Annotated in this window: 21 protein-coding genes and 1 pseudogene; 8 read left to right on the top strand and 14 right to left on the bottom strand. The window is 60.1% G+C overall.

Translation table 11 applies throughout. The features are described from left to right. Positions 1 to 40: 40 nt before the first annotated feature. A complete protein-coding gene (locus AC1DE4_RS05300) occupies positions 41 to 439 on the top strand; it encodes a hypothetical protein (RefSeq protein WP_025661193.1) in 399 nt (132 codons plus the stop codon). Here AC1DE4_RS05300 and AC1DE4_RS05295 read toward each other — a convergent pair whose 3' ends face one another. Continuing rightward, positions 440 to 700, bottom strand: coding sequence for a DUF1127 domain-containing protein (locus AC1DE4_RS05295; protein ID WP_025661194.1), 261 nt, complete (start codon positions 698 to 700; stop codon positions 440 to 442). 78 nt (positions 701 to 778) lie between these two features. Between AC1DE4_RS05295 and AC1DE4_RS05290 the strand changes: the two genes are divergently transcribed. The 3 genes from AC1DE4_RS05290 (at position 779) to AC1DE4_RS05280 (ending at position 4,940) form a co-directional block, all read left to right on the top strand. Continuing rightward, positions 779 to 2,197, top strand: coding sequence for an aminotransferase-like domain-containing protein (locus AC1DE4_RS05290; RefSeq protein ID WP_025661195.1), 1,419 nt, complete (start codon positions 779 to 781; stop codon positions 2,195 to 2,197). Positions 2,198 to 2,452: 255 nt separating this feature from the next. Then, complete coding sequence (purL, locus tag AC1DE4_RS05285; RefSeq protein WP_025661196.1) at positions 2,453 to 4,687, top strand: phosphoribosylformylglycinamidine synthase subunit PurL; 2,235 nt, start codon at positions 2,453 to 2,455, stop codon at positions 4,685 to 4,687. A gap of 19 nt (positions 4,688 to 4,706) precedes the next feature. Further along, positions 4,707 to 4,940 carry a BolA/IbaG family iron-sulfur metabolism protein gene (locus tag AC1DE4_RS05280; RefSeq protein WP_025661197.1) on the top strand — a complete coding sequence of 78 codons (234 nt, stop codon included), beginning with the start codon at positions 4,707 to 4,709 and terminating at the stop codon, positions 4,938 to 4,940. A gap of 20 nt (positions 4,941 to 4,960) precedes the next feature. Here AC1DE4_RS05280 and AC1DE4_RS05275 read toward each other — a convergent pair. Then, positions 4,961 to 6,111, bottom strand: a pseudogene (locus AC1DE4_RS05275) (hypothetical protein). A gap of 281 nt (positions 6,112 to 6,392) precedes the next feature. Between AC1DE4_RS05275 and grxD the strand changes: the two are divergent. From grxD to AC1DE4_RS05260, 3 genes are all read left to right on the top strand, one after another. Then, the gene (gene grxD, locus AC1DE4_RS05270) at positions 6,393 to 6,728 is read left to right on the top strand and encodes a Grx4 family monothiol glutaredoxin (RefSeq protein ID WP_007532908.1); all 336 of its coding nucleotides are present in this window, start codon (positions 6,393 to 6,395) and stop codon (positions 6,726 to 6,728) included. A 143-nt stretch (positions 6,729 to 6,871) separates the two neighbouring features. Next, the gene (locus AC1DE4_RS05265; RefSeq protein WP_477880377.1) at positions 6,872 to 8,077 is read left to right on the top strand and encodes a multidrug effflux MFS transporter; all 1,206 of its coding nucleotides are present in this window, start codon (positions 6,872 to 6,874) and stop codon (positions 8,075 to 8,077) included. Positions 8,078 to 8,112: 35 nt separating this feature from the next. Further along, a complete protein-coding gene (locus tag AC1DE4_RS05260; RefSeq protein WP_025661199.1) occupies positions 8,113 to 9,393 on the top strand; it encodes a multidrug effflux MFS transporter in 1,281 nt (426 codons plus the stop codon). A 72-nt stretch (positions 9,394 to 9,465) separates the two neighbouring features. Here AC1DE4_RS05260 and AC1DE4_RS05255 read toward each other — a convergent pair whose 3' ends face one another. From AC1DE4_RS05255 to AC1DE4_RS05200, 12 genes are all read right to left on the bottom strand, one after another. Beyond that, entirely contained in the window at positions 9,466 to 10,062 is a 597-nt protein-coding gene (locus AC1DE4_RS05255; RefSeq protein WP_025661703.1) for a LysE family translocator, read from the bottom strand. A 155-nt stretch (positions 10,063 to 10,217) separates the two neighbouring features. Beyond that, positions 10,218 to 11,042, bottom strand: a complete 825-nt coding sequence (locus AC1DE4_RS05250) for an inositol monophosphatase family protein (protein ID WP_025661702.1) — start codon at positions 11,040 to 11,042, stop codon at positions 10,218 to 10,220. Between the two features lie 29 nt (positions 11,043 to 11,071). Continuing rightward, positions 11,072 to 11,956, bottom strand: coding sequence for a tRNA 2-thiocytidine(32) synthetase TtcA (gene ttcA, locus AC1DE4_RS05245; protein WP_025661701.1), 885 nt, complete (start codon positions 11,954 to 11,956; stop codon positions 11,072 to 11,074). Between the two features lie 59 nt (positions 11,957 to 12,015). Further along, positions 12,016 to 12,945, bottom strand: coding sequence for a glutaminase (locus AC1DE4_RS05240; RefSeq protein ID WP_025661700.1), 930 nt, complete (start codon positions 12,943 to 12,945; stop codon positions 12,016 to 12,018). Between the two features lie 69 nt (positions 12,946 to 13,014). Beyond that, positions 13,015 to 13,632, bottom strand: a complete 618-nt coding sequence (gene rpsD / locus AC1DE4_RS05235) for a 30S ribosomal protein S4 (protein WP_025661699.1) — start codon at positions 13,630 to 13,632, stop codon at positions 13,015 to 13,017. 244 nt (positions 13,633 to 13,876) lie between these two features. Further along, entirely contained in the window at positions 13,877 to 15,334 is a 1,458-nt protein-coding gene (gene phoA, locus AC1DE4_RS05230; protein WP_025661698.1) for an alkaline phosphatase, read from the bottom strand. A gap of 164 nt (positions 15,335 to 15,498) precedes the next feature. Further along, positions 15,499 to 17,013: a helicase HerA domain-containing protein gene (locus tag AC1DE4_RS05225; protein WP_025661697.1), complete on the bottom strand. Its 1,515-nt coding sequence runs from the start codon at positions 17,011 to 17,013 to the stop codon at positions 15,499 to 15,501. A gap of 92 nt (positions 17,014 to 17,105) precedes the next feature. Then, positions 17,106 to 18,233: an MFS transporter gene (locus AC1DE4_RS05220; RefSeq protein WP_025661696.1), complete on the bottom strand. Its 1,128-nt coding sequence runs from the start codon at positions 18,231 to 18,233 to the stop codon at positions 17,106 to 17,108. Positions 18,234 to 18,374: 141 nt separating this feature from the next. After that, positions 18,375 to 19,175, bottom strand: coding sequence for a glutamate racemase (murI, locus tag AC1DE4_RS05215; RefSeq protein ID WP_025661695.1), 801 nt, complete (start codon positions 19,173 to 19,175; stop codon positions 18,375 to 18,377). Then, on the bottom strand, positions 19,156 to 19,986 hold the full coding sequence (locus AC1DE4_RS05210) for an RNA methyltransferase (protein ID WP_018854861.1): 831 nt from the start codon (positions 19,984 to 19,986) through the stop codon (positions 19,156 to 19,158). Before AC1DE4_RS05210 ends, murI begins: the two co-directional genes overlap by 20 nt. Before the next feature lie 57 nt (positions 19,987 to 20,043). Then, positions 20,044 to 22,026: an FUSC family protein gene (locus AC1DE4_RS05205; RefSeq protein WP_477880373.1), complete on the bottom strand. Its 1,983-nt coding sequence runs from the start codon at positions 22,024 to 22,026 to the stop codon at positions 20,044 to 20,046. Between the two features lie 133 nt (positions 22,027 to 22,159). Further along, positions 22,160 to 22,690, bottom strand: coding sequence for a hypothetical protein (locus tag AC1DE4_RS05200; protein WP_025661693.1), 531 nt, complete (start codon positions 22,688 to 22,690; stop codon positions 22,160 to 22,162). Between the two features lie 187 nt (positions 22,691 to 22,877). Here AC1DE4_RS05200 and AC1DE4_RS05195 point away from each other — a divergent pair, with 187 nt between their 5' ends. Next, the gene (locus AC1DE4_RS05195) at positions 22,878 to 24,089 is read left to right on the top strand and encodes an NADP-dependent isocitrate dehydrogenase (protein WP_018854858.1); all 1,212 of its coding nucleotides are present in this window, start codon (positions 22,878 to 22,880) and stop codon (positions 24,087 to 24,089) included. Positions 24,090 to 24,108 lie beyond the last annotated feature (19 nt).

Here is a 24,108-nt window from a genome sequence, read left to right as displayed (position 1 = left end):
CACGTAAGAGGCCATTCATCCGGTCCATTGGAGCAAGTTGATGCGTCCTCGCCTTTCGACGACACGTGTTCTCGCGATTGCCGCAACGGCGGCGCTGGTCGCGTCCTGCCAATCGAACACGCCCGCGAAGGGTCCTGACCGCAGCGCGCTGTCCACCATGGAGCGCGTTGCTCTCGGTGCGAACGCCTGCTGGTTCAAGTCGGGCGACGCGGCCTTTGCCGCATACAGGTTGGCGCCGGAGTTGAATTCCTTCTCCGGTCGTCCGCGCATTCTCGTCGTGCACAAGGGAAGCCCCGAAAGCCGCCCATTGCTCGTTGTTCAGGCAGAGGGCAATCCCTCCAAGCTCGATGCCTTCGGTCCGATGATGCAAGGCGCCACCGGACCGCGGATCGCCAAGGATGTCACCCGCTGGGCCTCCGGCGGCAAGGCTTGCGGCTGATCAGTCCCAAAAGAACGACTTGCTGGCCTCCTTATTCGCCTCGGCGCGCGTGACGCCAATGTCCAGCAGTTCGGCGTCCGTCAGATTACGCAACACCCTGCGGCTCTCTCGCTTCTGATGCCACGATGTTAGTCGTTGCAATGCGGACACCAGCAAAGTGCGCGGCACACGGCGAGAGTCTTGCTGAATGCGGCATTGTATCGATTGCACCTTAGCAGGAAGCGGTGCAATCCGGAGCTCGTTCTCTGGAACGGCGGACATTTCATTCTCCACGTGGATTGTGTCTGTAATTCAGATAATCTTGACGGACGAAGGGTGACAATATAGAGAATTGTCATCATGACAAATTGGCTCCCAGACGTTTCGCGCGGTTTCGGCCCGGTTTACCTCCGAATTGCGGACAGCATTGAATCAGCCATTGCCGCAGGTACATTGCCCGCTGGCAGCAAGTTGCCGCCGCAGCGAAACCTTGCCTACGACATAGGCGTGACAATCGGGACAATCGGCCGGGCCTATGCGCTGGTGCACGAACGCGGCCTCGTCGCGGGAGAAGTCGGCCGCGGCACATATGTCCTGGATCGCGCCGAGACGGCACCCGGCAATCAGCCGGACCCACTGACCATCGCGCTCGGCGGCACGCGTCCGATCGATGCGCCGGCCGGCAAGATACGCTTTGACACCACCGCGGCTCCGGACCTCGGCCAGGGCAAGATCATCGGCAGCGTGCTCGCCGGAATCGGCGAGGAGCAGCTTTCCGAGATTTCGTCCTATTCCCGTGTTTTCCCGCAAAATTGGTACGAGGCAGGGCGGCGCTGGCTCGCCAGGAACGATTGGACGCCCGACACCGAAAACATCGTCCCTACCCTCGGCGCGCACGCGGCGGCGGTCTCGGTGATTTCGGCCGTGTCGTCGCCCGGTGACAAGATCGTATTTGAAGATTTGAGCTATACGCAGGTCAGCCGCAGCGCCCGCATTCTTGGTCGCCGTACGATCACCGTCGACTCCGACGAGAACGGCGTAATCCCCGATGACTTCGAGCGCTTGTGTCTTCAGCAGCATCCCAAGCTCGCGTTCCTCATGCCGACCGCGCACAATCCCACCCTGGCTACGATGCCTTACGAGCGGCGGGTACGGATCGCGGAGATTGCACGCAGGCATGGCGTCTGGCTGATAGAGGACGATCTCTACGGTGGCATGACTGGCGACGAAAATCCCCTGCTGGCGTCGCTCGCGCCCGATCGCACCTTCCTGATCAGTGGCCTTTCAAAGTCCGTGGCTGCCGGAGTGCGCGGCGGCTGGGTCGCCTGCCCGCCGCATTTTGCGCAGCGGATCAAGGTAACGCACAAGATGATTACGGGCGGGCTGCCTTTCATTCTGGCCGAGGCTTGCGCGCGTCTCGTTCAGAGCGGCCAAGCACACGAAATCCGCAAGGCAAGCACGGCCGAACTGGCCATCCGCGAGCGCCTCGCACGGCAACAACTACAGGGATACGATTTTGTGTCCCATCCGCATGTTCCCTTCCTCTGGCTGAAGCTGCCCGATCCCTGGCTCTCGGGAACCTTCAAGAACGCCGCCTATAGAGATGGCGTGCTGATCGATGACGAGGACGAGTTCAAGGCCGCTCGCGCCGAGAAAGTTTATCACCGCGTGCGGATAGGCTTCTCGTCCCCCAGAAACCGTGACGATCTGGTTGCAGGATTGATGACTTTGAGACGCCTACTAGAAAGCGGCGGCGCCGGCTATGATGGTGAGATTTGAAGCGACGGCAGATCGGCCGCAGACCAGCGACAAAGCAACGTCGGTCGGCAAAAATGCTTTACCCGCCAATGATCGATGGTGCGTAATTCGGATTACGCGCGCCGGCATCCAGGTCGGCTACAAGTTTTGAGCTGGCACGATAGTCGCCTTTTGGTGCCTGCTGTCTGTTAACAGCGGGCATTTTCCTATCGCGCGTTTCATTCACTTAGGCTAAAGACACCGCAATCGCGCAACGGCAGGGACTTCCGAGAGCTCATGACCATTTCCAATACCCGCCCGATCACCCCCGAACTGATTGCCGCCCACGGCCTGAAGCCAGACGAGTATCAGCGGATCTTGAGCCTGATCGGACGCGAACCGACTTTCACCGAGCTCGGCATCTTTTCGGCCATGTGGAACGAGCACTGCTCTTACAAATCCTCCAAGAAGTGGCTGCGTACGCTGCCGACCAAAGGCCCGCGCGTCATTCAGGGCCCCGGTGAAAATGCCGGTGTTGTCGATATCGATGACGGCGACTGCGTAGTCTTCAAGATGGAGAGCCACAACCACCCGTCCTACATCGAGCCATATCAGGGCGCGGCCACAGGCGTCGGGGGCATTCTGCGCGACGTCTTCACCATGGGTGCACGCCCGATCGCAGCAATGAATGCGCTGCGTTTCGGCGAGCCGGACCATCCGAAGACCCGTCACCTAGTCTCCGGTGTCGTCTCGGGCGTCGGCGGTTATGGAAACTCCTTCGGCGTTCCGACGGTAGGCGGCGAAGTCGAGTTCGACGCCCGTTATAACGGCAATATCCTGGTCAACGCCTTCGCGGCTGGCCTGGCCAAGTCGAATGCCATATTCCTCTCGGAAGCCAAGGGCGTCGGCTTGCCGGTCGTCTATCTCGGCGCAAAGACGGGCCGCGACGGCGTCGGCGGTGCGACCATGGCCTCGGCCGAATTCGATGAGTCCATCGAGGAAAAGCGTCCGACCGTCCAGGTCGGCGACCCCTTCACCGAAAAGTGCCTGCTGGAAGCCTGCCTCGAGCTGATGCAGACCGGCGCCGTCATCGCCATCCAAGACATGGGTGCTGCCGGCCTCACCTGCTCGGCCGTCGAAATGGGTGCAAAGGGCGATCTCGGCATTCTGCTCGATCTCGATACCGTGCCGGTGCGCGAAGAGCAGATGACCGCCTACGAAATGATGCTGTCCGAAAGCCAGGAGCGCATGCTCATGGTTCTGGAGCCGGAAAAGGAAGCCGTGGCGAAGGCGATCTTCATCAAGTGGGGCCTGGATTTTGCGATCGTCGGCAAGACCACCGACGACCTGCGCTTCCTCGTTGTCCATCAGGGCGAAGAAGTCGCCAACCTGCCGATCAAGGATCTCGGCGACCAGGCGCCGGAATATGATCGTCCGTGGCGAGAATCGGACAAGCGTGCGCCGCTGCCCGCGAACCTCGTTGCCGCACCGGCAGACTACGGCCAGGCGCTGTTGCAGCTCGTTGGCTCTCCCAATCAATCGAGCCGCCGTTGGGTTTACGAACAGTACGATACCCTGATCCAGGGCAACTCACTCCAGCTTCCGGGAGGTGATGCAGGCGTCGTTCGCGTCGAGAACCATCCGACCAAGGCTCTTGCATTCTCGTCCGATGTGACGCCGCGCTATGTCGAGGCCGATCCGTTCGAGGGCGGCAAGCAGGCAGTCGCAGAATGCTGGCGCAACATCACGGCGACCGGCGCAGAGCCGCTGGCGGCGACCGACAACCTGAACTTCGGCAACCCTGAAAAGCCGGAAATCATGGGCCAGTTCGTTCAGGCCGTGAAAGGCATCGGCGAAGCCTGCCGCGTCCTCGACTTCCCCATCGTGTCGGGGAACGTCTCACTCTACAATGAAACCAACGGCGTTGCGATCCTGCCGACACCGACGATCGCTGGCGTCGGCCTTCTGCCCGACTGGAAGAAGATGGCGCGCATCGGCAGCGCCTCGAATGGCGATAAGGTAATCATGATCGGTACGGACGGCAGCCATCTCGGTTCGTCGGCCTATCTGCGCGATGTCGTCGGCAGCACTGAAGGCCCCGCTCCCGAGGTCGATCTCCTCGCGGAGCGCCGTAACGGCAACTTCGTCCGCTCGGTCATCCGAAACGGCCAGGCAACGAGCTGCCACGATATCTCTTCCGGCGGCCTCGTTCTGGCTCTCGCCGAAATGGCGATGGCGTCAGGCAAGGGCCTTAACATCGATCTTCATGAAAGCAAAGGCGCACCGCACGCGCTCCTATTCGGCGAAGATCAGGCCCGCTACGTGCTGACGGTGCCAGCGGATGTTGCCAATTTCGTCTGCGCCAACGCCGAAGGTGCGGGTGTACCTTTCCGCCGCCTCGGCACTGTCGAAGGTGAAAGCCTCGTGATTGACGATCTGCTGTCGCTGCCGATTCAGCAATTGCGCGACGCACATGAATCATGGTTCCCTGATTACATGGAAGGCCATGGCACACTGGCTGCCACGGAATAATGCGCAAGGAGTAACGATCATGCCTATGAAACCCGGTGATATCGAAGACATGATCAGGGCCGGCATCCCCGGCGCCAAGGTGACCATCCGCGATCTTGCCGGCGACGGCGATCATTATGCGGCTGAGGTGGTAGCGGAAGCTTTTCGCGGCAAGAGCCGCGTGCAGCAGCATCAGATGGTCTACGAAGCCCTGAAGGGCAACATGGGTGGCATACTGCATGCCCTGGCGCTGCAGACATCGGCACCTGAGTGATATCGAACGCAAATGCCCGGTTAGAAGCCGGGCATTGCGTTATAGACGTCTGCAGCAAAGACCATGTCCGAGCGTGGGCCGGCGGTTAGCAGCGTGAAGTCGAAGGGCGCCCGCAGGTCTGGCCCCAGGACATACTGCCGATGCACGCGCAGGAAATCCTTCTTGATCTTCTTATAGTGCTCGATAGTCAGCATATGCTTCACGCGAATGAAGATCATCTTCGCAGGCCGTGCATCTCCATGTCCACAAACCGCCACGACCGGCACCTTGTAGAAATGAATGGCGTCGGTCAGACAGTGGACATCAAGCCAGTTGACGCTGTCGCATCGCGCGATCAGGCCGACCCGTGACCGCAACACGCGCGCGGGTCGCAACAATGCGCATTGCAGGATTGCCGAGCCGAGCGTTGCAAAGATCACCTTCTTGCCGGCAAAAACATCAGGATCCCGTTCGAGCAGGAGGCCAACGACGTGGGCGGCGACGCTGGATCCCATACTGTGAGATGAGATCACATACTCCTGCGCAGGTTCCGACAGGGCGGTCTGCGCGGCCGTGGCACAGCGATCTAGCCACTGGTTGAATGCCGCATCGCTCGTCCGGGCAAGAGCGACCGCCATCCGCCAGTCAGCGAAGAGATGCAGCGTGTAGAAGCGCTCCGCGAAAGGCAGAAACACGAAGACGAAGAAACACAATGCCAACGCCGTGCTCCACAGGAGATGAAAAGCGGGCAACTCCATTTCGAGTGGTATCACGGCGATGATGGCGCTAAGCGAAAAGCCGAGTATCATCATCAGGAACGGAAAGACGAAGAACAGCCCGAATCGCCAAGCGTGCCTGAAGTAGCCGGCCATCCCGCCATGGAGGATGACCTGCAGAGCACCACGAAAGCCCGCCAGAATTTGCGCAGGTATGCTGCGTGATCGAAGCTGCTCCACCAAAGCATTGTGGTCGAAGATATGGATGTGGCTGTTGGTTTCCCATCCGTCAATCCCGCCTTCACCCTGAACGCCGTCGACGCCGGTCCGTCGTCCGGCTCGCCTGTCAGCACGGAGAAATTCCAGGTCGCTGCACTTTGTTTTGCGGATCGTTCATAGCGCGCCCTGTGAGCACGCCCATCAAGTGGCTCGAACCCCGGAAAATGGAGAACGACCCGTTTCGAAATCAATGTCATTATTTTCTTTCTGGCCGCGCACGGCAGGAAATTGCTGCGCCGCAATCGGCGAGAATTGTGGCAAAATCCGGGTGAATTCCTTGCCATAACCGGCAATGCGCGCGCGAGACTAAGCCGCTCCTGAACCAGGCGTAACGCAAGCGCAACAATGCGCCGTCCGCAAACCGATAGGGCGCTCTTTTTTTGGCTCGGCCTGCTGGAATTCCGCGGATCACATGCTATCTAAGCTTAACGATTGAAACGGCGGGCCTTTAACTCGCCTGTGGAAAGGATTAGTCCCTATGAGCGGTATCAACGAATTCATCGACAACGAAATCAAGAGCAACGACGTCGTCCTCTTCATGAAGGGCACGCCGCAGTTTCCGCAGTGTGGATTCTCCGGCCAGGTCGTGCAGATTCTCGATTACATCGGCGTCGACTACAAGGGCATCAACGTGCTCGCTGACTCTGAGATCCGCCAGGGCATCAAGGATTACTCCAACTGGCCGACGATCCCGCAGCTCTACGTGAAGGGCGAGTTCATCGGCGGTTGCGACATCGTCCGGGAAATGTTCCAGGCCGGCGAGTTGCAGCAGCACCTGCAGGAACATGGCGTGACCGTTCGCGGCGCCGCCTGACCTGTTCGGTCACCGGGCGTCCGCCCGGTTTCCATATCTTGCATTTTGAGTCCGAGGCGCTGTGCTGAACAGCGCCTTGGCCCGTTTATGGGAATTTCATTGTGACAGATTCATCACAAACCGTGCACGCGGGCCAATTGCCCATGGGCAAAGGGGAATTCATTGCGCTCGCCGCCTTCTTGATGGCGGTCAATTCGCTCGCGATCGACATCATGTTGCCGGCACTGCAGCAGATCGGCGCAAGCCTTGGCGTCGAAAGCGAAAATCACCGTCAGTTCGTCGTTTCCGCCTATCTGCTGGGCTTCGGCTCGGCTCAGCTCTTCTACGGCCCTCTCTCCGACCGCTTCGGCCGCCGTCTGCCGCTGTTGATCGGCCTTGTCATCTATATCTGTTCTGCGCTGGGGATCGCACTGGTACCGTCCTTTGCGGGCCTTCTCGCACTTCGCTTCATTCAGGGCATTGGTTCCGCAGCGACGCGCGTCATCACCATCTCCATCGTCCGTGATATCTACGGCGGCCGGCAGATGGCAGAGGTCATGTCCCTGATCATGATGGTCTTCATGATCGTTCCCGTCATCGCGCCGGGCAGCGGCCAGATCATCATGTTCTTCGGCAGCTGGCATCTGATCTTCGTGTTCATCGCCGTCCTGGCCGCTTTGATCTCGGTTTGGGCCTATATCCGCCTTCCCGAAACCTTGCGTCCCGCGAATGTCCGCCCGTTCACCGCACGCTCGGTGATCGGTGGCTTCAAGCTGGTTCTCACGAACCGCATCGCCCTCTGCTACACGATTGCCACCACCTTCATCTTCGGTTCGCTTTTCGGCTTCATCAATTCCGCGCAGCAGATATACGTCGGCATCTACGAGCTGGGGGTCTACTTCCCCTTCGCCTTTGCCGGCGTCGCTGTCTTCATGTCGCTTTCGTCATTCCTCAACGCGCGGCTTGTTGGCAGGTTCGGGATGCGGCGGTTGTCGCATGGCGCGTTGGTCGGCTTTATCACCGTCAACACCATCTGGCTCGCAGCCCTCGTTCTTGGGCCGCAACCGATGCGCTTTGCGTTTTTCATCTGCTTCTTCGGTGTGGCCATGTTCCAGTTCGGCTGGATCGGCTCCAACTTCAACTCGCTTGCCATGGAGCCGCTCGGCCACGTCGCGGGAACGGCTTCGTCCGTCCTCGGCTTCATGAGCACGGTCGGCGGCGCGCTGATCGGCGCCGGCATCGGCCAGGCATTCAACGGCACAGCATTGCCAATGGTCGCAGGCTATTTCACCGTCTCGATCATCGGTCTGGTCTTCGTTTTGATCGCAGAGAAGGGACGTCTCTTCCAGCCGCACAATCCTGCGGTCTGATCGGCTCTCTCCGCCCCTATTTCAGGATTTCGATTATGACGCCACCACATAAACCCCATGTTGAGAATCAGGGCTCCCGCCGCATAGGCATGGGCTTCGTCGAATTTGTCATTACCATCGCCATCATGACCGCCAGTGTCGCGATGGCGATCGACAGCATGCTGCCATCCCTGCCCGCGATCGGCCATTCGCTCGGTGTCACGAACGCCAACGATACGCAGCTCGTGATCGGCGTCTTCTTCCTCGGATTCGGCGTGTCGCAGATCATTTTCGGTAGCCTGTCTGATACCTTCGGCCGCCGAAACATCCTGCTTGGCGGCCTCGCCGTTTATGTCCTCGCTATGTTCGCCGCTGCCGCTACCGGCAGCTTCGAAATGCTGCTGATCATGCGCTTTGTCCAAGGCCTCGGCGGCGCAGCCGTCCGCATCACGACCATGGCGATTGTTCGCGACTGCTTCGGCGGCCGTGAGATGGCGCGGGTCATGTCCTACGTGATGATCGTCTTCATGATCGTTCCGATCGTGGCGCCTTCCGTCGGTCAGTTGATCATCACCTACGCCAACTGGCACTGGATTTTTATCCTGCTCGGCCTTGTCGGAGGGGTCCTGTTCATCTGGGCACTCGCGCGTCTGAAAGAATCTCTGCCGAAAGGAGAGCGCATCCCGTTATCGGTCGGCTCCGTCGTCGACGGTTTCAAGACCGTCCTGACGAACAAGATCACCTGTGGCTACATGATCGGGCTGACGATGTTCACGGGCGTCATCAGCGCCTACGTTATTTCGGTCCAGCAGGTGTTCGGCGAGGTCTACGGCCTTGGCGATTGGTTACCGATCGCCTTTGCGGCAACGGCCGGCGGCATCGCTGTCGCGAACTTCGCCAACGGGTTTTTTGTGCGCAAATTCGGGATGCGCCGCATCTCGCACGTTGCGATGATCCTGTTCACGATCGTGTCTGCAATCGGTTTCGTCAAAGCTCTCGGTGGCCGGCCCGATTTCGCCTTTGCCTATACCCTGTTCACGATCCTGCTGATGATGTTTGCGGTTATTGCCACCAATTTTACGGCAATCAGCCTGGAACCCATGGGCAACCTCGCCGGCACCGCGACAGCCATCACCGGCTTCGTATCGACGACCTTCGGCGCGATCCTCGGCGGCACGGTCGGACAGCTATTCAACGGGACTGTGCAGCCGCTCTTCGGCGGCTTCGCGGTGTTCGGGGCGATCAGCATCGCGGCAACGCTGTGGGCCGAAGGCGGCAAGCTGTTCACACATCCGGGTGACAGCCCGCACATCGATCCAGGCGCCGGGCATTTCTAGTAGACGGCCTTGCAACGCATAACGTTCCTTGTCGCCCGCAACACACCGTTGCGGGCGAAACTCTTTCGGGAGCTAGCGCCACACAAGGGCGACCGAAAGAGCCAGAGCCAACGCCATCGCGATATTGAAGAACCGCGCCGAACGTGGGGTGCGTAGAAACTGTGCCACGAGAGCGCCGAGGACAAGCCATACGAACCCGGCGGGAAACGCGGCGGCTGCGAACAGCGCCCCCATCCACAAGGCGCCACGTGCATCAGCGTGCTGTGAAGACACAAGGAAGGTGCTGCCTGCGCTCAGCGCAACCAGCCAACCTTTCGGGTTTAGCCACTGGAATAGAAAAGCCTGCCGAAATCCAACCACGCGCCTCTGGCCATCCGCTTCAACAGTACCGGCATTGGCGATCTTCCAGGCAAGCCACAACAGAAACAGAGATCCTGCCAACTTCATCGCTATTACGATCGCCGGCGCCGCGGCGACAATTTCTCCGACACCGAAGGCGCTTAGAACAATCATTGCGCCCATGCCAAGCGATGCACCGAGCGGACAGCCGATGCCTCTCAAAGTGCCGACAGCAGCACCTGTGGACAGGACCAGAGTGTTACTGGGTCCCGGTGTAACCGCCGCGATAAACGCAAACAGCAAAAACGCCAGTGTCTGCCCTGTATCCATCATACTCTCCTCGTCATTTCGAAAGCGGGAGAACATTTACGACTGGCGTGCCTGCTCGTATTGTACGTCTGTGCGCATGGCGTTTTCCTGGGAGCGCGAAATCTGGGCGCCCCAGGAAACGCTACCGCAACCCGCAGGAGGTCGCGGCTCCGATATCAGATCGTGAAAACTTCAATCCGCAGAATGTCCCAGCTGTCCTTGTCGGGCGCAATCAGCAAGCCACCACTGGTGTGATGCGGCAGGTAAGGCGAACCGTCAAAACGGGCCGCATGCGCGCCAGCCTCGATGCTGATCAGGGTGCCCGCGAGATGGTCCCAGGGCATGAGCTTATTATACATCAGATAGTGGACGTGACCGCCCGCAAAGGCGCGGTACTCATGGGCAGCACAGCGATAGTTGGCAAGGAACCGAACCTTGGCCAGATTGGCAAGGATCTCGCTGCGCTTCGGCTTCGGCAGGAAGCCCGTCGATGCCATGCCGACCATCTCCTCCAGCGCGACGGGCGCTGCAACGGCGAGCCGCTCCGCCTCCCCGCCAGGACGCCGAAGCCACGCGCCACCGCCCTTCTCCGCCATTACCCAGTCATCGCCCATCGGGTCGTAGATGATGCCGGCAACTGTTTCGCCCTTGGACACGACGGACGCCATCACGCCGAAGGCCGGAATGCCGGATGCGAAATTGAAGGTCCCATCAACGGGATCGACCACGATGGCAAGGTCCGCTCCCTCGAGCTTGCCGAGCAGATCAGGATCCGCCGCGACCGACTCCTCTCCGATGAACACGGCATCCGGCCAGAGTGCAGCGGCTTCAGCTTTAATCATCCGCTCCGCCTGCAGGTCCGCCTCCGTCACCAGATCGGTCGCTTCGCTCTTGGCGCGCACGTCATCGCTTCCAAGTCGACGGAAGCGCGGCAATATCTCTGCCTTCGCCGCCCGCCTCAGGAGATCGGCAAGCGTCGTTACATCTATCGTGGAACACATGGACTTTCCTTCTTTGCCGTGGGCGCCGACTATTCACTCTTCGGCGCGGTCTCTCCGGCCATCAGGCCAGCGAAATCGAAAAGCTTGGGATCGAGCAGATGCGACGGGTTCACATGCGCAAGCGCTCTCAGCATCGTATCCTTGCGGCCCGGCATACGCCGCTCGATATCGGCGAGCATGTCCTTCATCGCATTGCGCTGCAGCCCGTCCTGGGAGCCGCAAAGATCGCATGGAATAATCGGGAACTGCATGGCAGCCGCGAACTTCGCCATGTCGTCTTCCGCGCAATAGGCGAGCGGGCGCAGCAACACGAGGTTGCCCTCGTCATTGAGCAATTTGGCCGGCATCGAAGCGAGCCGCCCGCCATGGAAAAAGTTCATAAAGAAGGTTTCGAGAATATCCTCGCGGTGGTGGCCGAGCACCAATGCGTCACAGCCCTCCTCCTTGGCAATCCGATAAAGATTGCCGCGACGCAGGCGCGAACAGAGCGAGCAATAGGTCGCTCCTTCAGGAACCTTCTCCTTCACGATGGAGTACGTGTCGCGATACTCGATGCGGTGCTTGACGCCGACCTTGGTGAGATATTCAGGCAGGATATGCTTTGGGAAGTTCGGCTGGCCCTGGTCGAGATTGCAGGCGATCAGTTCCACCGGCAGAAGACCGCGCCACTGCAGGTCGAGAAGAAGGGCGAGCAATCCATAAGAGTCCTTGCCGCCGGAGAGACCGATCAGCCAACGCGTCTGCCCCTTCAGCATCGCAAAATCGTCGAATGCCTGTCTGACGTTCCGCAACAGCCGCTTGCGCAGCTTGTTGAACGACACCGAGTCAGGAGCTTCGGCAAAGAGCGCGTGCGCGATCGCCCCATCCGCGTTCGGCGTTTCCAGCTCATCGGCAATGTTGGCTGCGATGTTCATTTTCTCGTCCAATCAGAGTCAGCCTCCGCCTTAGCAGAAAGCGTCACGACAACCCAGCATCAATCGCCGAAAACAGACCACCCAGTGCGGGCCGCCAGCATTTCGAGCGCGACAGCACCGAGCTGCGAGTTGCCGACCTCGTTGAGCCCCGGCGACCACACCGCAATCGAGGCAATGCCGGGCGCCACTGCAAAAATACCACCGCCGACACCACTCTTGCCGGGGAGACCGACGTGATAGGCAAAGTCGCCGGAACCGTCATAGTGGCCGCATGTCAGCATCAGCGCGTTGATACGCCGCGCCCGCTTCGGCGACACAACGGAGTGGCCAGTCATCGGATTGCTGCCGCGTGCGGCCAGAAACAGCCCGGCCTTCGCCAGCTGCTCGCAGGTCATCGACAGGGCGCACTGGTGAAAATAGACGCCAAGCACGTGTTCGACTGGGTGATCGAGGTTGCGATAGGCCCGCATGAAGTTTGCGAGCGCGAAATTGCGGTAGCCCGTCTGTGTCTCGGACTTTGCAACGCGATCATCGATGGTGACCGACTCGTCATCGGCGAGATAGCGGACGAAGCGCAGCAACTCACCAATAGCCTCGCGTGGCGCATGGCCGGCCATGACAACATCGGTCACGGCAATTGCCCCCGCGTTGATGAAGGGATTGCGTGGAATGCCCTGCTCGTGCTCGAGCTGGACGATCGAGTTGAACGCCGAGCCCGAAGGCTCGCGGCCGACCCGCTTCCAGAGTCCCTCGCCGACCTTGCCGAGTGCAAGCGTCAGCATGAAAACCTTCGAGATGCTCTGGATGGAGAACGGGACATCGGCATTGCCGACGCTGTAGACCTTGCCATCCACGGTGACGACCGCTAGGCCGAACTGGTTTGGGTCGACCTTGGCGAGTTCCGGAATGTAGTCCGCAACCTTCCCCTCGCCGATACGGGGGGTCAGCTCCTTGTGGATGCTATCGAGAACTGCCTGCAAGTCCGTCATCGTATCTCCCCAGATAACAAAAAAGCCGCCCCAGGAGGCGGCTTTTCCGTATGCGAAAACGCCTCGCGATTAACGCGAATAGAATTCGACCACCAGATGCGGCTCCATGACGACCGGATACGGTACGTCGCCGAGCGCCGGAACACGAGCGAAGGTAGCAACCATCTTGTTATGGTCAGCTTCGATGTAGTCCGGAACGTCGCGTTCAGCCAAGCCAACAGATTCCAGAACGGAAACGAGCTGCTTCGACTTCTGACGAACCTCGATGACGTCGCCAGCCTTGCAACGGTAAGAACCGATGTTTACGCGGACGCCGTTCACGGTCACGTGGCCGTGATTGACGAACTGGCGAGCAGCGAAAACGGTCGGAACGAACTTGGCGCGATAAACGATCGCGTCAAGACGAGACTCCAGAAGACCGATCAGGTTTTCCGAGGTATCGCCCTTGCGGCGGTCGGCTTCAGCGAAGATCGCGCGGAACTGCTTCTCGCGCAGGTCACCGTAGTAACCCTTGAGCTTCTGCTTGGCGCGCAGCTGCACACCGAAGTCAGAAAGCTTGCCCTTGCGGCGCTGACCGTGCTGGCCCGGGCCGTATTCGCGGCGGTTCACCGGGGACTTAGGACGGCCCCAGATGTTTTCGCCCATACGGCGGTCAATCTTGTACTTGGACGATTCGCGCTTGCTCATCGTATTTCCTTTCAGAAAGTTAGAACGGTCTGTTGCCAAACCGCGTGAAGGAAACACGCCCTCCTTTGATCTTCTTTCGAGGATCCGACAGGATCATCCCATTACGCGAACAGGACAAATCCACGGGACATGTCAAATGAAACACCGGACATCTCTGCCCGGTGCTGGGGCGGTCTTTAGGGCGAAGTCGCTGGAATGTCAATCACAATTCCACGTTTTCGCCCGTGGCATTCGCCGACGCGGCCTACTTGGCGCTGGCCGTCTCGGTCTTCAGGCCGAGCGCGTCGCTGATCGTATAGAACAGATCCGTCTGGTCCGTCAGGCCAGTGACATTGGCAGCGCGCGGCCCGTAAGCAGCAATGCGAAGCTGCGAGCCGGTATGGCCCTGGTCATCCGCATCGTCGGAGTTGCCGTAGCTCACGGCCATCACGGCGCCGTCCTTCGTCATCAACGCTTCCGTCAAGCCCGGAGCCTTGGCGTCGGCATCGATGATCTGGCTCGCGTGCGCATGATCGGCGGTGATGATGACGAGCGTGTCGCCGGCTTCTTGCGCAAACTTCAACGCTTCCTGAACGGCTTCATCGAGATCAACCGTTTCGCCGATCTGGCCGCACGGGTTGGCGGCATGATCCTGCTTGTCGATCGACGCTCCCTCGATCTGCAGGAAGAAGCCCTTCTCGTTCGTCCTGAGCAGTTCGATCGCCTTGGCCGTCATCTGTGCCAACGTCGGGGTTGCCGACGTGCGCTTCTCGTTGGGCTTGCAGACGACCGGCTCCTTCTCGACATTGCCGTAATGGCTGGCCTTCGGGCCTTCCCAGCGAACCGGCATATTGCCCTCGGCAAACAGGCCGAGTACCGGCGCACTGTCGTTCGCCTGCTTGACGGCCTGGAGCTCGTCAAGGTTCGAGACGATCTTGTAGCCTCGTTCCTCCGCCTGCTGGCGAAGCGTCTTGTCCTTCCATTCGCCGGCCTTGGCGGTCTCGCCGAAGCTCTTTGCGCCCCCGCCGAGTGTCACGTCGGGGCGCGTATTCAGCAACTGCTCGCTGATCGAACCTTTGCCGCCGTTTTCAAGCGCGTTCGTCGGGCACTTCTCTGTGGTGGATGCCGGACTGTAGCACTTACGCTGGGTCACGTGCGCGATCTGCACGGCTGGCGTTGCATCCTGCAGTTCGGCTGTCGAGACATTGCCTGTGCCAAGACCGGCAGCCTTTGCCTTTTCGATCAGCGTTTCGTGGCTCTTCTCATGAATGTCGATGCCGATCGCGCCGTTGTAGGACTTCACGCCCGTCGCCCAAGCGGTGCCCGAGGCAGCAGAGTCGGTCACATAGGTCGGCTTGCCCGTCTTCTTGTCGAGCGAATAATGCGTGTATTGCCCGGTGACCGGAAGCGCATCGATGCCCTTGAAATACTGGCCCGCGCCGACCGCATAGTTGCGTGCGATGGTGATCTCGGAGTCGCCCATGCCGTCGCCGATCAGGAGGATGACGTTCTTCGGGCGGGTATCGATGAGCGCGGCGCGATAAGCCTCGGTGATGTCGCCGGAAAGGCGGCGTGCGCCACCGGGAGCGCTGAGATCCGCGCTTGCCGCACGTTCCAGAAGCTTGTTCGCCGCATCATCGGCATAGCCAGGCTGAAGGGCAACGGTTGCAAGCAGGCCGCCGACGACAAGGCGCAGCAGCTGGTGACGAACGTTGTTTCTCATGACCGAGATCTCCTTTTGATAATCCGCATCGACCGCACGGGTCGCGCGCCTTATCCACCAACCGAATGAAGCTCTTGTGACAAAAGCAACTTCTTCGTGTGACATTAGAGATCGAGTATAAACCGGGCACATTGTCCGCGCGCTATTTGCCGTCAATTCGGCCGTCATTCTGCTGCGGAGCGCACCTCATCCACATCAGGCGCATTGGCATCGCCGGGAGCGGTCTGGCAACTCATGTCGGGGAAAGCGACGATGCGCTTGCCCGAGAAGTCCGTGTGCACAACCACAGTCCCCTGCTCCTCGAAATAGCCAAGTAGACGTCTCGCACGCCGGGCCGAGTGGGTGCCGTAAGCGCGCGCAATCCGTGCATCCGAGGGGCATGGTTCGCCACAAATTGCCGCTTTTGCCAACATCAGGAAAACACCCTGAAGATCGTCGGTGACGCCAGAAGAGAGCGACAACGCCATTCCCCAGGCCTCGGTTTCTGCGGTCGCCGCACCTACGCCGGAACGCGAAATCGCCACGCGGCGTCGGAACTCCGACAAAGACATCGGAGCACCTGGAACCCGGCGCATGCGAAGTCGCACCAGGAACTCCTGGTAAAGCACGGAATCTGTTCGGAATCCGGAGCTCGGATCGTCCAGTATTTCGTTGAGCACCGCCGTCAGCCGCTCCTCCCGTTCCTCGACCGACAGCTCGGGCTGAGGCGCACGCGTCTCCGAAACCGGAGCCGAGGCAGCAGGAGCCGATCGCGACAACTCCGCGAGAATATCGGTGGTCGGCCGTGGTGCGGGCGCGGCGCGCCGAACGATCGGCCGCTGAAATTCTTCCGGATCCGGGGTGAAGATCAGGTCTTCGACGTCCTGCGGTGCGTCCGGCAGCGGCATGAGCTTGGGGCTCGACGAACGCGCCGAGGTCTCGACATTACCGATCTGGATCGGCAGCGGGCGGCGGGACAAGGCCGGCCCAAGCGCAACGAAATTGCCACGCTTCAGGTCGCGGAACATTTCCGCCTGCCTGCGATCCATCCCGAGCAGATCGGCAGCACGCGCCATGTCGATGTCGAGGAAGGTGCGCCCCATCAGAAAGTTCGAGGCTTCCGCGGCCACGTTCTTGGCAAGCTTTGCCAGGCGCTGCGTCGCGATCACGCCGGCAAGACCGCGCTTGCGGCCGCGGCACATCAGGTTCGTCATGGCGCCAAGCGACATCTTGCGGGCATCTTCCGAGACGTCGCCGCCGACCGAAGGCGCAAACATCTGCGCCTCGTCGACCACGACGAGAACCGGATACCAGTATTCACGGTCGGCATCGAACATGCCGTTGAGGAAAGCGGCTGCGGCGCGCATCTGCTGCTCGATATCGAGACCCTCGAGGGTCAGAACGCAGGAGACGCGATGCTGGCGGATACGATTGGCAATACCGGCCAATTCGGCCTCGGTGCGCTCGCCGTCGACGACGACGTGGCCGAACTTGTCCGACAGTGTGACGAAATCACCTTCGGGATCAATGATGACCTGCTGCACCCACTGCGCTGATTGCTCCAGCAGACGGCGGAGCAGATGCGACTTGCCGGAGCCGGAATTGCCCTGCACCAGAAGACGGGTAGCCAGAAGCTCTTCGATATCGAGCGTGGCCGGATTGCCTCCCGACGCCGATCCCATATCGATACCAACCTGCAATGTCACATTCCTCTTTCAATCAAACACGGCGTCCTAGCAGGTTTGGCCGTGTCTTTGGCAACACGCCCGCACAAACCCACAGAAGAAAAACGTCAGAAACTTGCCTTCAACATTCGCGTAAAGGCCAGGCTGACCGCGAGAGGTACCAGCAAGACCGCCAATCCGACCCGTAGCCCTGATACCTCCGCGATAAAACCGATCAGAGGCGGTCCGATCAGAAAGCCGGTCAGTGCCATGAAGGATAGGATCGCGACATTGGCGGCCGCCGGTCGATCCCTGAGGCTTGCCGCCGCGGTAACAGCCAACGGAAAGCCGACCGACACACCGATCCCAACCAGTGCAAAGCCCGCCAGCGTCACCAGGCTATGCCAGGCAAAGACGACCATGAGCATGCCCACCAGCGAAGCCGCGCCGCAGCCCCGGGCCAGTGAAATCGCCCCGAGGCGCTGTTTCAGATGGTCGCCGCTGAAACGGCCCACCGCCACCATCATGGCGAAAATCGTATATCCGATACCGGTCATCATGCCGTCGGTCTGGAAAACGTCCTTGAGATAGACGGCAGACCAGTCGGCGATCGCTCCTTCGGTCATCGTAATCCCGAAGACGAAGGCGCAGATGCCGAGAAGCGCGCTGCTTGGCAGCTTGAACGGCATATGCGGCGGAGCCGCGCCAGCTTCGCGATCGGGCGGCAGGCGGAGACTTGCCACTATGGCAAACGGCAAAACGACGAAGGCTGCCGCCATGATCGCCCATTCGGCCGGCACGGCAATCGCCACCATTCCCGAACCAAGCAGGCTGCCGGCCATGATGCCTAGGCTCCAGAAGCCATGGCACCGGTTCATAATTACAGAGCCGGTATCCTTCTCAGCACGATCGGCTTCGACATTCAACCCAAGCTCCAGCGTCGACATGGCAACGCCAAGGAGGGCAAGCGCGATGAACAATTCAACCGGCGTCCGGGAGAAGGCCGGAAGGCAGACAATCACCGAGAAAACTACAAATCCTGCGATGACGGTGGTTTTGCCGCCGATGCGCGACACCACACGTCCGGCGACAGGCAGCGTCGTGAGGATGCCGACCGGCATGCCGAGCAGCGCCAGCGCAAGATCAGCAGGACCGAGCCCCAGACGAGCCTGGATTTCGGGAATGCGCGGCAACCAGCTGCCAAATGCAATCGGTTGCAGGAAGAAGATAGCCATAACAAGTTTTTGGAAAGACATGCGGAGCCTGGCGGGATCGATGCGAATCACAACCCTCAGTTTGCGCAGTCATTAGGTCTTGCGAAAGCCCCTATCGCATCAACGTTCGACGCGATTGCGCGGGAACCGCCTGACCAGCCGGTCAGCCCTGCAAGCAGCCCATCAAGCCTTGAGACCAAAACCCTGCATCAGCCGCCTCGTCGCAAAATCGGGATTGCCTGAGGTGAAGACCGCAAAGTCGAAATTATCGGGATGCACGGCATCGGCGACATGCGGCACGAGGCTGCGGGCACGCCGGGCAATTGCCTCAGCGGGATCGAGCCAATCTACCGGCCAGGGCGCAAGTCGACGGAAGACGTTCGCCATGAAGGGATAGTGCGTGCAGGCGAGCACGACGATATCGGTCTTCGATCCGTCTTTCTCCACGAAGCATTGATCTATCTCGGAAAGAACAGCCTCATCCGACACCACATCACCGCGGATATAGGCCTCGGCCATTCGGGCCAGATTTTCGGACCCGACCAGACGCACATGGCACTGCTGCGCGAAGGACTGGATCAGGTCGCGCGTATAGGCCCGCTTGACCGTACCCGGCGTTGCCAACACGGAGACAAGCCCCGAGCGTGTCCGCTCGGCGGCCGGCTTGATCGCCGGTACCGTGCCGACGAAGGTCATCTGCGGAAACGCCGCACGCAGATCGGCGCCAACAAGCGTAAAGGCCGTGTTGCAGGCGATGATGCAGACTTCGGGATCATGCTCGTCAAGCAGCTTGGCGAAAAGACCAATGATCCGTTCCTTCAGTGCTTGCTCTTCCCAGCCGCCATAGGGAAAGCCGGCATCGTCAGCAATGTAGATGAAGCCGCGCTCCGGCATCAGCACGCGCGCCTCCCGCAATACGGTCAGCCCTCCGATACCGGAATCGAAGACCAGAACCGGTTTCAGCTCATTCAGCGCTGCTGTCATCTTCCGACTGTTCCTTGACGTCGACAGGCGGCCGCCTCCCGCGCGGATATTTCCGCGAGAAGCGGTCGAGGGAGGAGATTACGCCGCGCAACACGCTGATTTCCTGCTCCGTGAACGCGCGACGGGAAAGGACTGCCCTGAGGTTGTCTACCATTTTCGGCTTTTTCGCGGGTGGATGGAAATAATTGCGTGCATCCAGCGCTTCTTCCAACTGGTCGTAGAGACCGAACAATTGTTCCTTCGTGGATTGCGTCTGCGACATCGCCTGGAAGGGAACGGATCCGACATCCTCCATGCCCGACTTCATCCACTCGTAGGACATCAGCAATACCGCCTGGGCGATGTTGAGCGACGCAAAGGCAGGATTGACCGGGAAGGTGACGATCTCGTCGGCCAGCGCAACCTCCTCGTTCGTGAGTCCCCAGCGCTCGCGGCCGAACAGGATGCCGCTGCCCTCGCCTGCCTGGAATTTCGCGCGCAGCGTTTGCGCCGCCACGACGGGCGACCGTACGGGCTTGAAGCCATCGCGCTCACGCGCTGTCGTTGCATAAACGAAGTTCAGGTCGGCGATAGCTTGCTCGAGTGTGTCGTAGACCTTGGTGCCCTCGATGACGTGGTCGGCCTTCGAGGCGGCGGCCTGTGCCTTCTCGTTCGGCCAACCGTCACGCGGATTGACGAGCCTCAGTACCGAGAGGCCGAAATTCGCCATGGCCCGCGCGACCATCCCAATGTTCTCCCCCATTTGGGGTTCGACGAGAATGATTACCGGACCTTCCGTGAGAAGTTGCCGCTCGCTGTTCGTGCCTGCCATGACGCTGGATCCTTTTGCTACGGGCGGAATAGCCAAGCCGGGCCGAAACGGCAAGGGTCAACCATTCGGGTAGAGGCGATCGAGCGTCGAGCCGATCATCTCGACCCCAAGGCGCGCACCCGCATGCGACAGCGGCAAATGCCGTTCCGGTGCACTGCTGGCCTTTTGGTCGACGAAGAAGCAGTCAGACTGGCGCTTTGCGAGAAGCGTCGCACGCTCACGTTCAGCATCGATCAGTTTCATGCCATCGTTGTCACACGCGCTCCTGTCGAAATCCTTCGCCAGGATTCGCGCCCAATAGGTCGCCGCAAGAAAGATCGCGAGCGTCTGCCGTATGTGTCCCGGCCTGGTGACAACCGACCAGGTCGAACCGAGTGGGCGAGCAGCTGCAGCTATGTCCCGGTAAGCCGCATCGAGCTTCTGCGAAAGAGCGATCAACGCGTTCGTTGCTTCGCCCGCCGCTGCGGCAGAAAGCAGCTCTTCCAATGCCGAAAACCACGTCGCCAGCGCCGTATTGAGCGCGCTGCGCGTTCGCGCAGGAAAAACGACGAAGGCAATGAACGTGCCCGCTGCAGCCCCAAGCATTGTTTCTTCGACGCGCAGCAACAGCAGGTCGACTGTCAGCGATCCCGTCATGCCATAGACTAGGCAAAGCGCAATCGATACGAAGAAGGTCATTGTCGCGTAGGATGTCTGAAGAAAATAGAAGGCCAGAAAGATGGCAATCGTGGTGATTACTAGGGCAACCGCCATATGCCCCGTCAGAGCTGTTGCGAGAAACAAGCCCATCGCAATCCCGAACAGCGTCCCAAGCGAGCGTTGGAGGGCCTTCATCGCCGTATCACCACGCGAATTCGTGTTGGTGAACACCAGGAAGGATGCAAGCACCGCCCAGAACCAACGTTCGCGTGACAGCATCAGCCCGAGGGTCATTGCGATTGCCGATGCCAGCGTAATCTGCAGGGCCGCGCGGATCAGGGGATTGGCCAGCGAGAAGTCGATCTTCGCGGGAGCAGCAGTCGCTTCGGTTACGGCCCCGACTTCGGCAAATCCTGTCGAGTAGCCCTTCTCGATCGTTTCCGAGAGGAGCGCTCGCGCCTCTCCCAGCCGGATCAAGGATCGAGCCGTCTTGGCCTGCAGATCATCCGATTTCTTCGCCTCCACCAGAACGGGATCGCCCTCGATGACGGCATGAACGAGAGCGAACGGCGGCAAGCTCCGCGAGCTCAGCACAATCGCACTCTCCGCGGCAAGATGGACGTCGAACAGTCGGATCGCCAGGATTGCCGCAGGCTCCGTACCATCAAACACGCCGGACGGCGGCCGCGGAATGAACCCCTCGGCCATCAGAACGACTTCCTTCAGGCGGTTTTCCAACTGCTCTAATTTGTGCGCATCCCTCGCCGTCATTCGCCCAACGGAGGCGAGCGTCGCGATCTTGAACAGGATCTGGTTGATGCGGCCGCGCACACTTTCGAGTGAGCGCAAGAGATCCGGGCGCCAATCATCGGGGAGGACAAGAGAGCGCACGACATGCCCGATCAATGCCGGAACGATGGGCCCCATCGCAATCAACGGAAGCTCACCAAGCGGGGGGCGGAAATAGGCACCCATGAAATAGGAGGTGAAGGCGAACATGCCGATTGCGTGTCCGCGTGGCCCGAACACTCGCCCGGCAGCAGCAAGAAAGATGATGATGAGAAAGGCCACATCCGAAACGATGCGATTTGATTCCAGGGCCGCGGCAAGGCCGACGACACAGACACTTGCGGCACAGCCGAGCAAGCGTGTCACGAGTTGCGGTGCGCTCCCCTTGTCCTTTACCGCGACGCCACCCTCGATCGACAGGACAAGCCCCAACCCATATGCGGCGGTCGGAAGCGGAAGCAGCAGCCTGTCGATTGCCAATAGCACCCCGAACGAGAGCGCCATTGTCAGCGTCACGCGCGACGCCATTCGCAAGCGCGAGAGCGCCGGGTCGTTGGCGAGAAGCCAGTCGCGGAAATCAAAACCGGAAAGCAAGCGGCCCTGGCCTCTCATTCAGCCCCCGACAGCCAATGGCCGAGGGAATTTCTCGACACACCGAGGACGGCCCCCCCATCACCCGAAGCGGCCGCCCTTCAACAACGAAAACGTAGCACACAGGCTTCGTTGGAAAAATGCAGTCCGCGCTTCACTGACCTTTGGCGATCTGCACCATCGTATTCTTGAGCGAGTTCGCCGGTTGCCCGGGATCGCCCTCGGTGACGATGTCGTCGATAACAGGCTTGCCGGCTTCTTCAAGCATCTCGAATCGAACGGTCGTCACCGCCTGCTTGTCCGATCCGTCGTCCATGCAGGTTGCCTTCTTGAAGGTGACGACGACCTCCGTCGCGCCACCGGCGGTCGGCTTCGGCTCATAGGTCAAATCTTCGAGTGGACACGCATCCTCACCATTCACGATCACATCGTAGTCGAAGGGCGAGACACCATCTTCGTCAGCAGCCGGGTTCTGGATCGCTCCCTGGTATTTCGTCACGAAATCCTTGCTGTAAAGCCGCGATAGCTTGCCCGGATCAAAGATGTCGATCCAGTCGCTATCTGCGCCCGACCAGTTCTTGATCGTCGCATCCATGATCTCCTTCACAGGCGCGGTAACGTCGGCGGCAAGCATCGGCGAGGTCGAACCGAGCAGGATCGCGAGGACAAGGGGAATCTTCTTCATGGCGAATATCCGGGCAATGGTTTTGCGCCGGAGACTAGCCATTTTCCTCCGCTTGGCAATGGCCGCAAAAACGCCGCCGCATCCTGCTTCCGGCTTTGCACTCCCGGTCCACAATGCTATAGCGCTCGGGATTTTTATATCACCCACCCGGGACGTCGGTCCCTTCCAAGCTTAACGAGGCAGATACATGAAGAAGATCAAGGTCGCCAATCCCGTCGCCGATCTCGACGGCGATGAAATGACTCGCATCATTTGGCAGCTCATCAAGGATAAGCTGATCCATCCGTATCTCGACCTCGAGATCGATTACTTCGATCTTTCCGTTGAAAACCGCGACGCCACAAATGACCAGGTGACGATCGACGCCGCCAACGCCATCAAGAAGCACGGCGTCGGCATCAAGTGCGCGACAATCACGCCAGATGAGGCACGCGTCAAGGAATTCAACCTCAAGCAGATGTGGAAGAGCCCGAACGGCACGATCCGCAACATCCTCGGCGGCGTCATCTTCCGCGAGCCGATCATCTGCAAGAACGTTCCGCGCCTGGTTCCCGGCTGGACGCAGCCGATCGTCGTTGGCCGTCATGCCTTCGGTGATCAATACCGCGCGACCGACTTCAAATTCCCGGGCAAGGGCAAGCTGACCATCAAGTTCGTCGGAGAAGACGGGCAGGTCATCGAAAAGGAAGTCTTCGACGCCCCCGGCGCCGGCGTTGCCATGGCCATGTACAACCTCGACGAGTCGATCCGCGAATTCGCCCGCGCTTCGATGATGTACGGCCTGATGCGCAAGTGGCCAGTCTACCTGTCGACCAAGAACACCATCCTCAAGGCCTATGACGGCCGCTTCAAGGACATCTTCGAGGAAGTCTACGAGACCGAGTTCAAGGACCAGTTCAAGGAAATCGGCATCACCTACGAGCACCGCCTGATCGACGACATGGTCGCTTCGGCGCTGAAGTGGTCCGGCGGCTATGTCTGGGCATGCAAGAACTACGACGGCGACGTCCAGTCGGACACGGTTGCCCAGGGCTTCGGTTCGCTCGGCCTGATGACCTCCGTTCTGCTTACGCCGGATGGCAAGACGGTCGAAGCCGAAGCCGCACACGGCACGGTTACCCGCCACTACCGCCAGCACCAGAAGGGCCAGGAAACCTCGACGAACTCAATCGCCTCGATCTTCGCCTGGACCCGCGGCCTCGCCCATCGTGCCAAGCTCGACGACAATGCGGAACTCGCAAAGTTCGCAGCGACGCTCGAAAAGGTTTGCGTCGACACCGTCGAAGCCGGCTTCATGACCAAGGACCTGGCGCTGCTCATCGGTCCGGATCAGCCGTGGCTCTCCACGACTGCCTTCCTCGACAAGATCGATCAGAACCTGCAGAAGGCGATGGCCTAAGCCAAGGCCAATATCCGAA

The sequence above is a fragment of the Rhizobium sp. 10N414 genome, from assembly GCF_056394785.1.
Note: the sequence above shows the minus strand (reverse complement) of the source record. Positions and strands in the feature narration are given on the sequence as shown.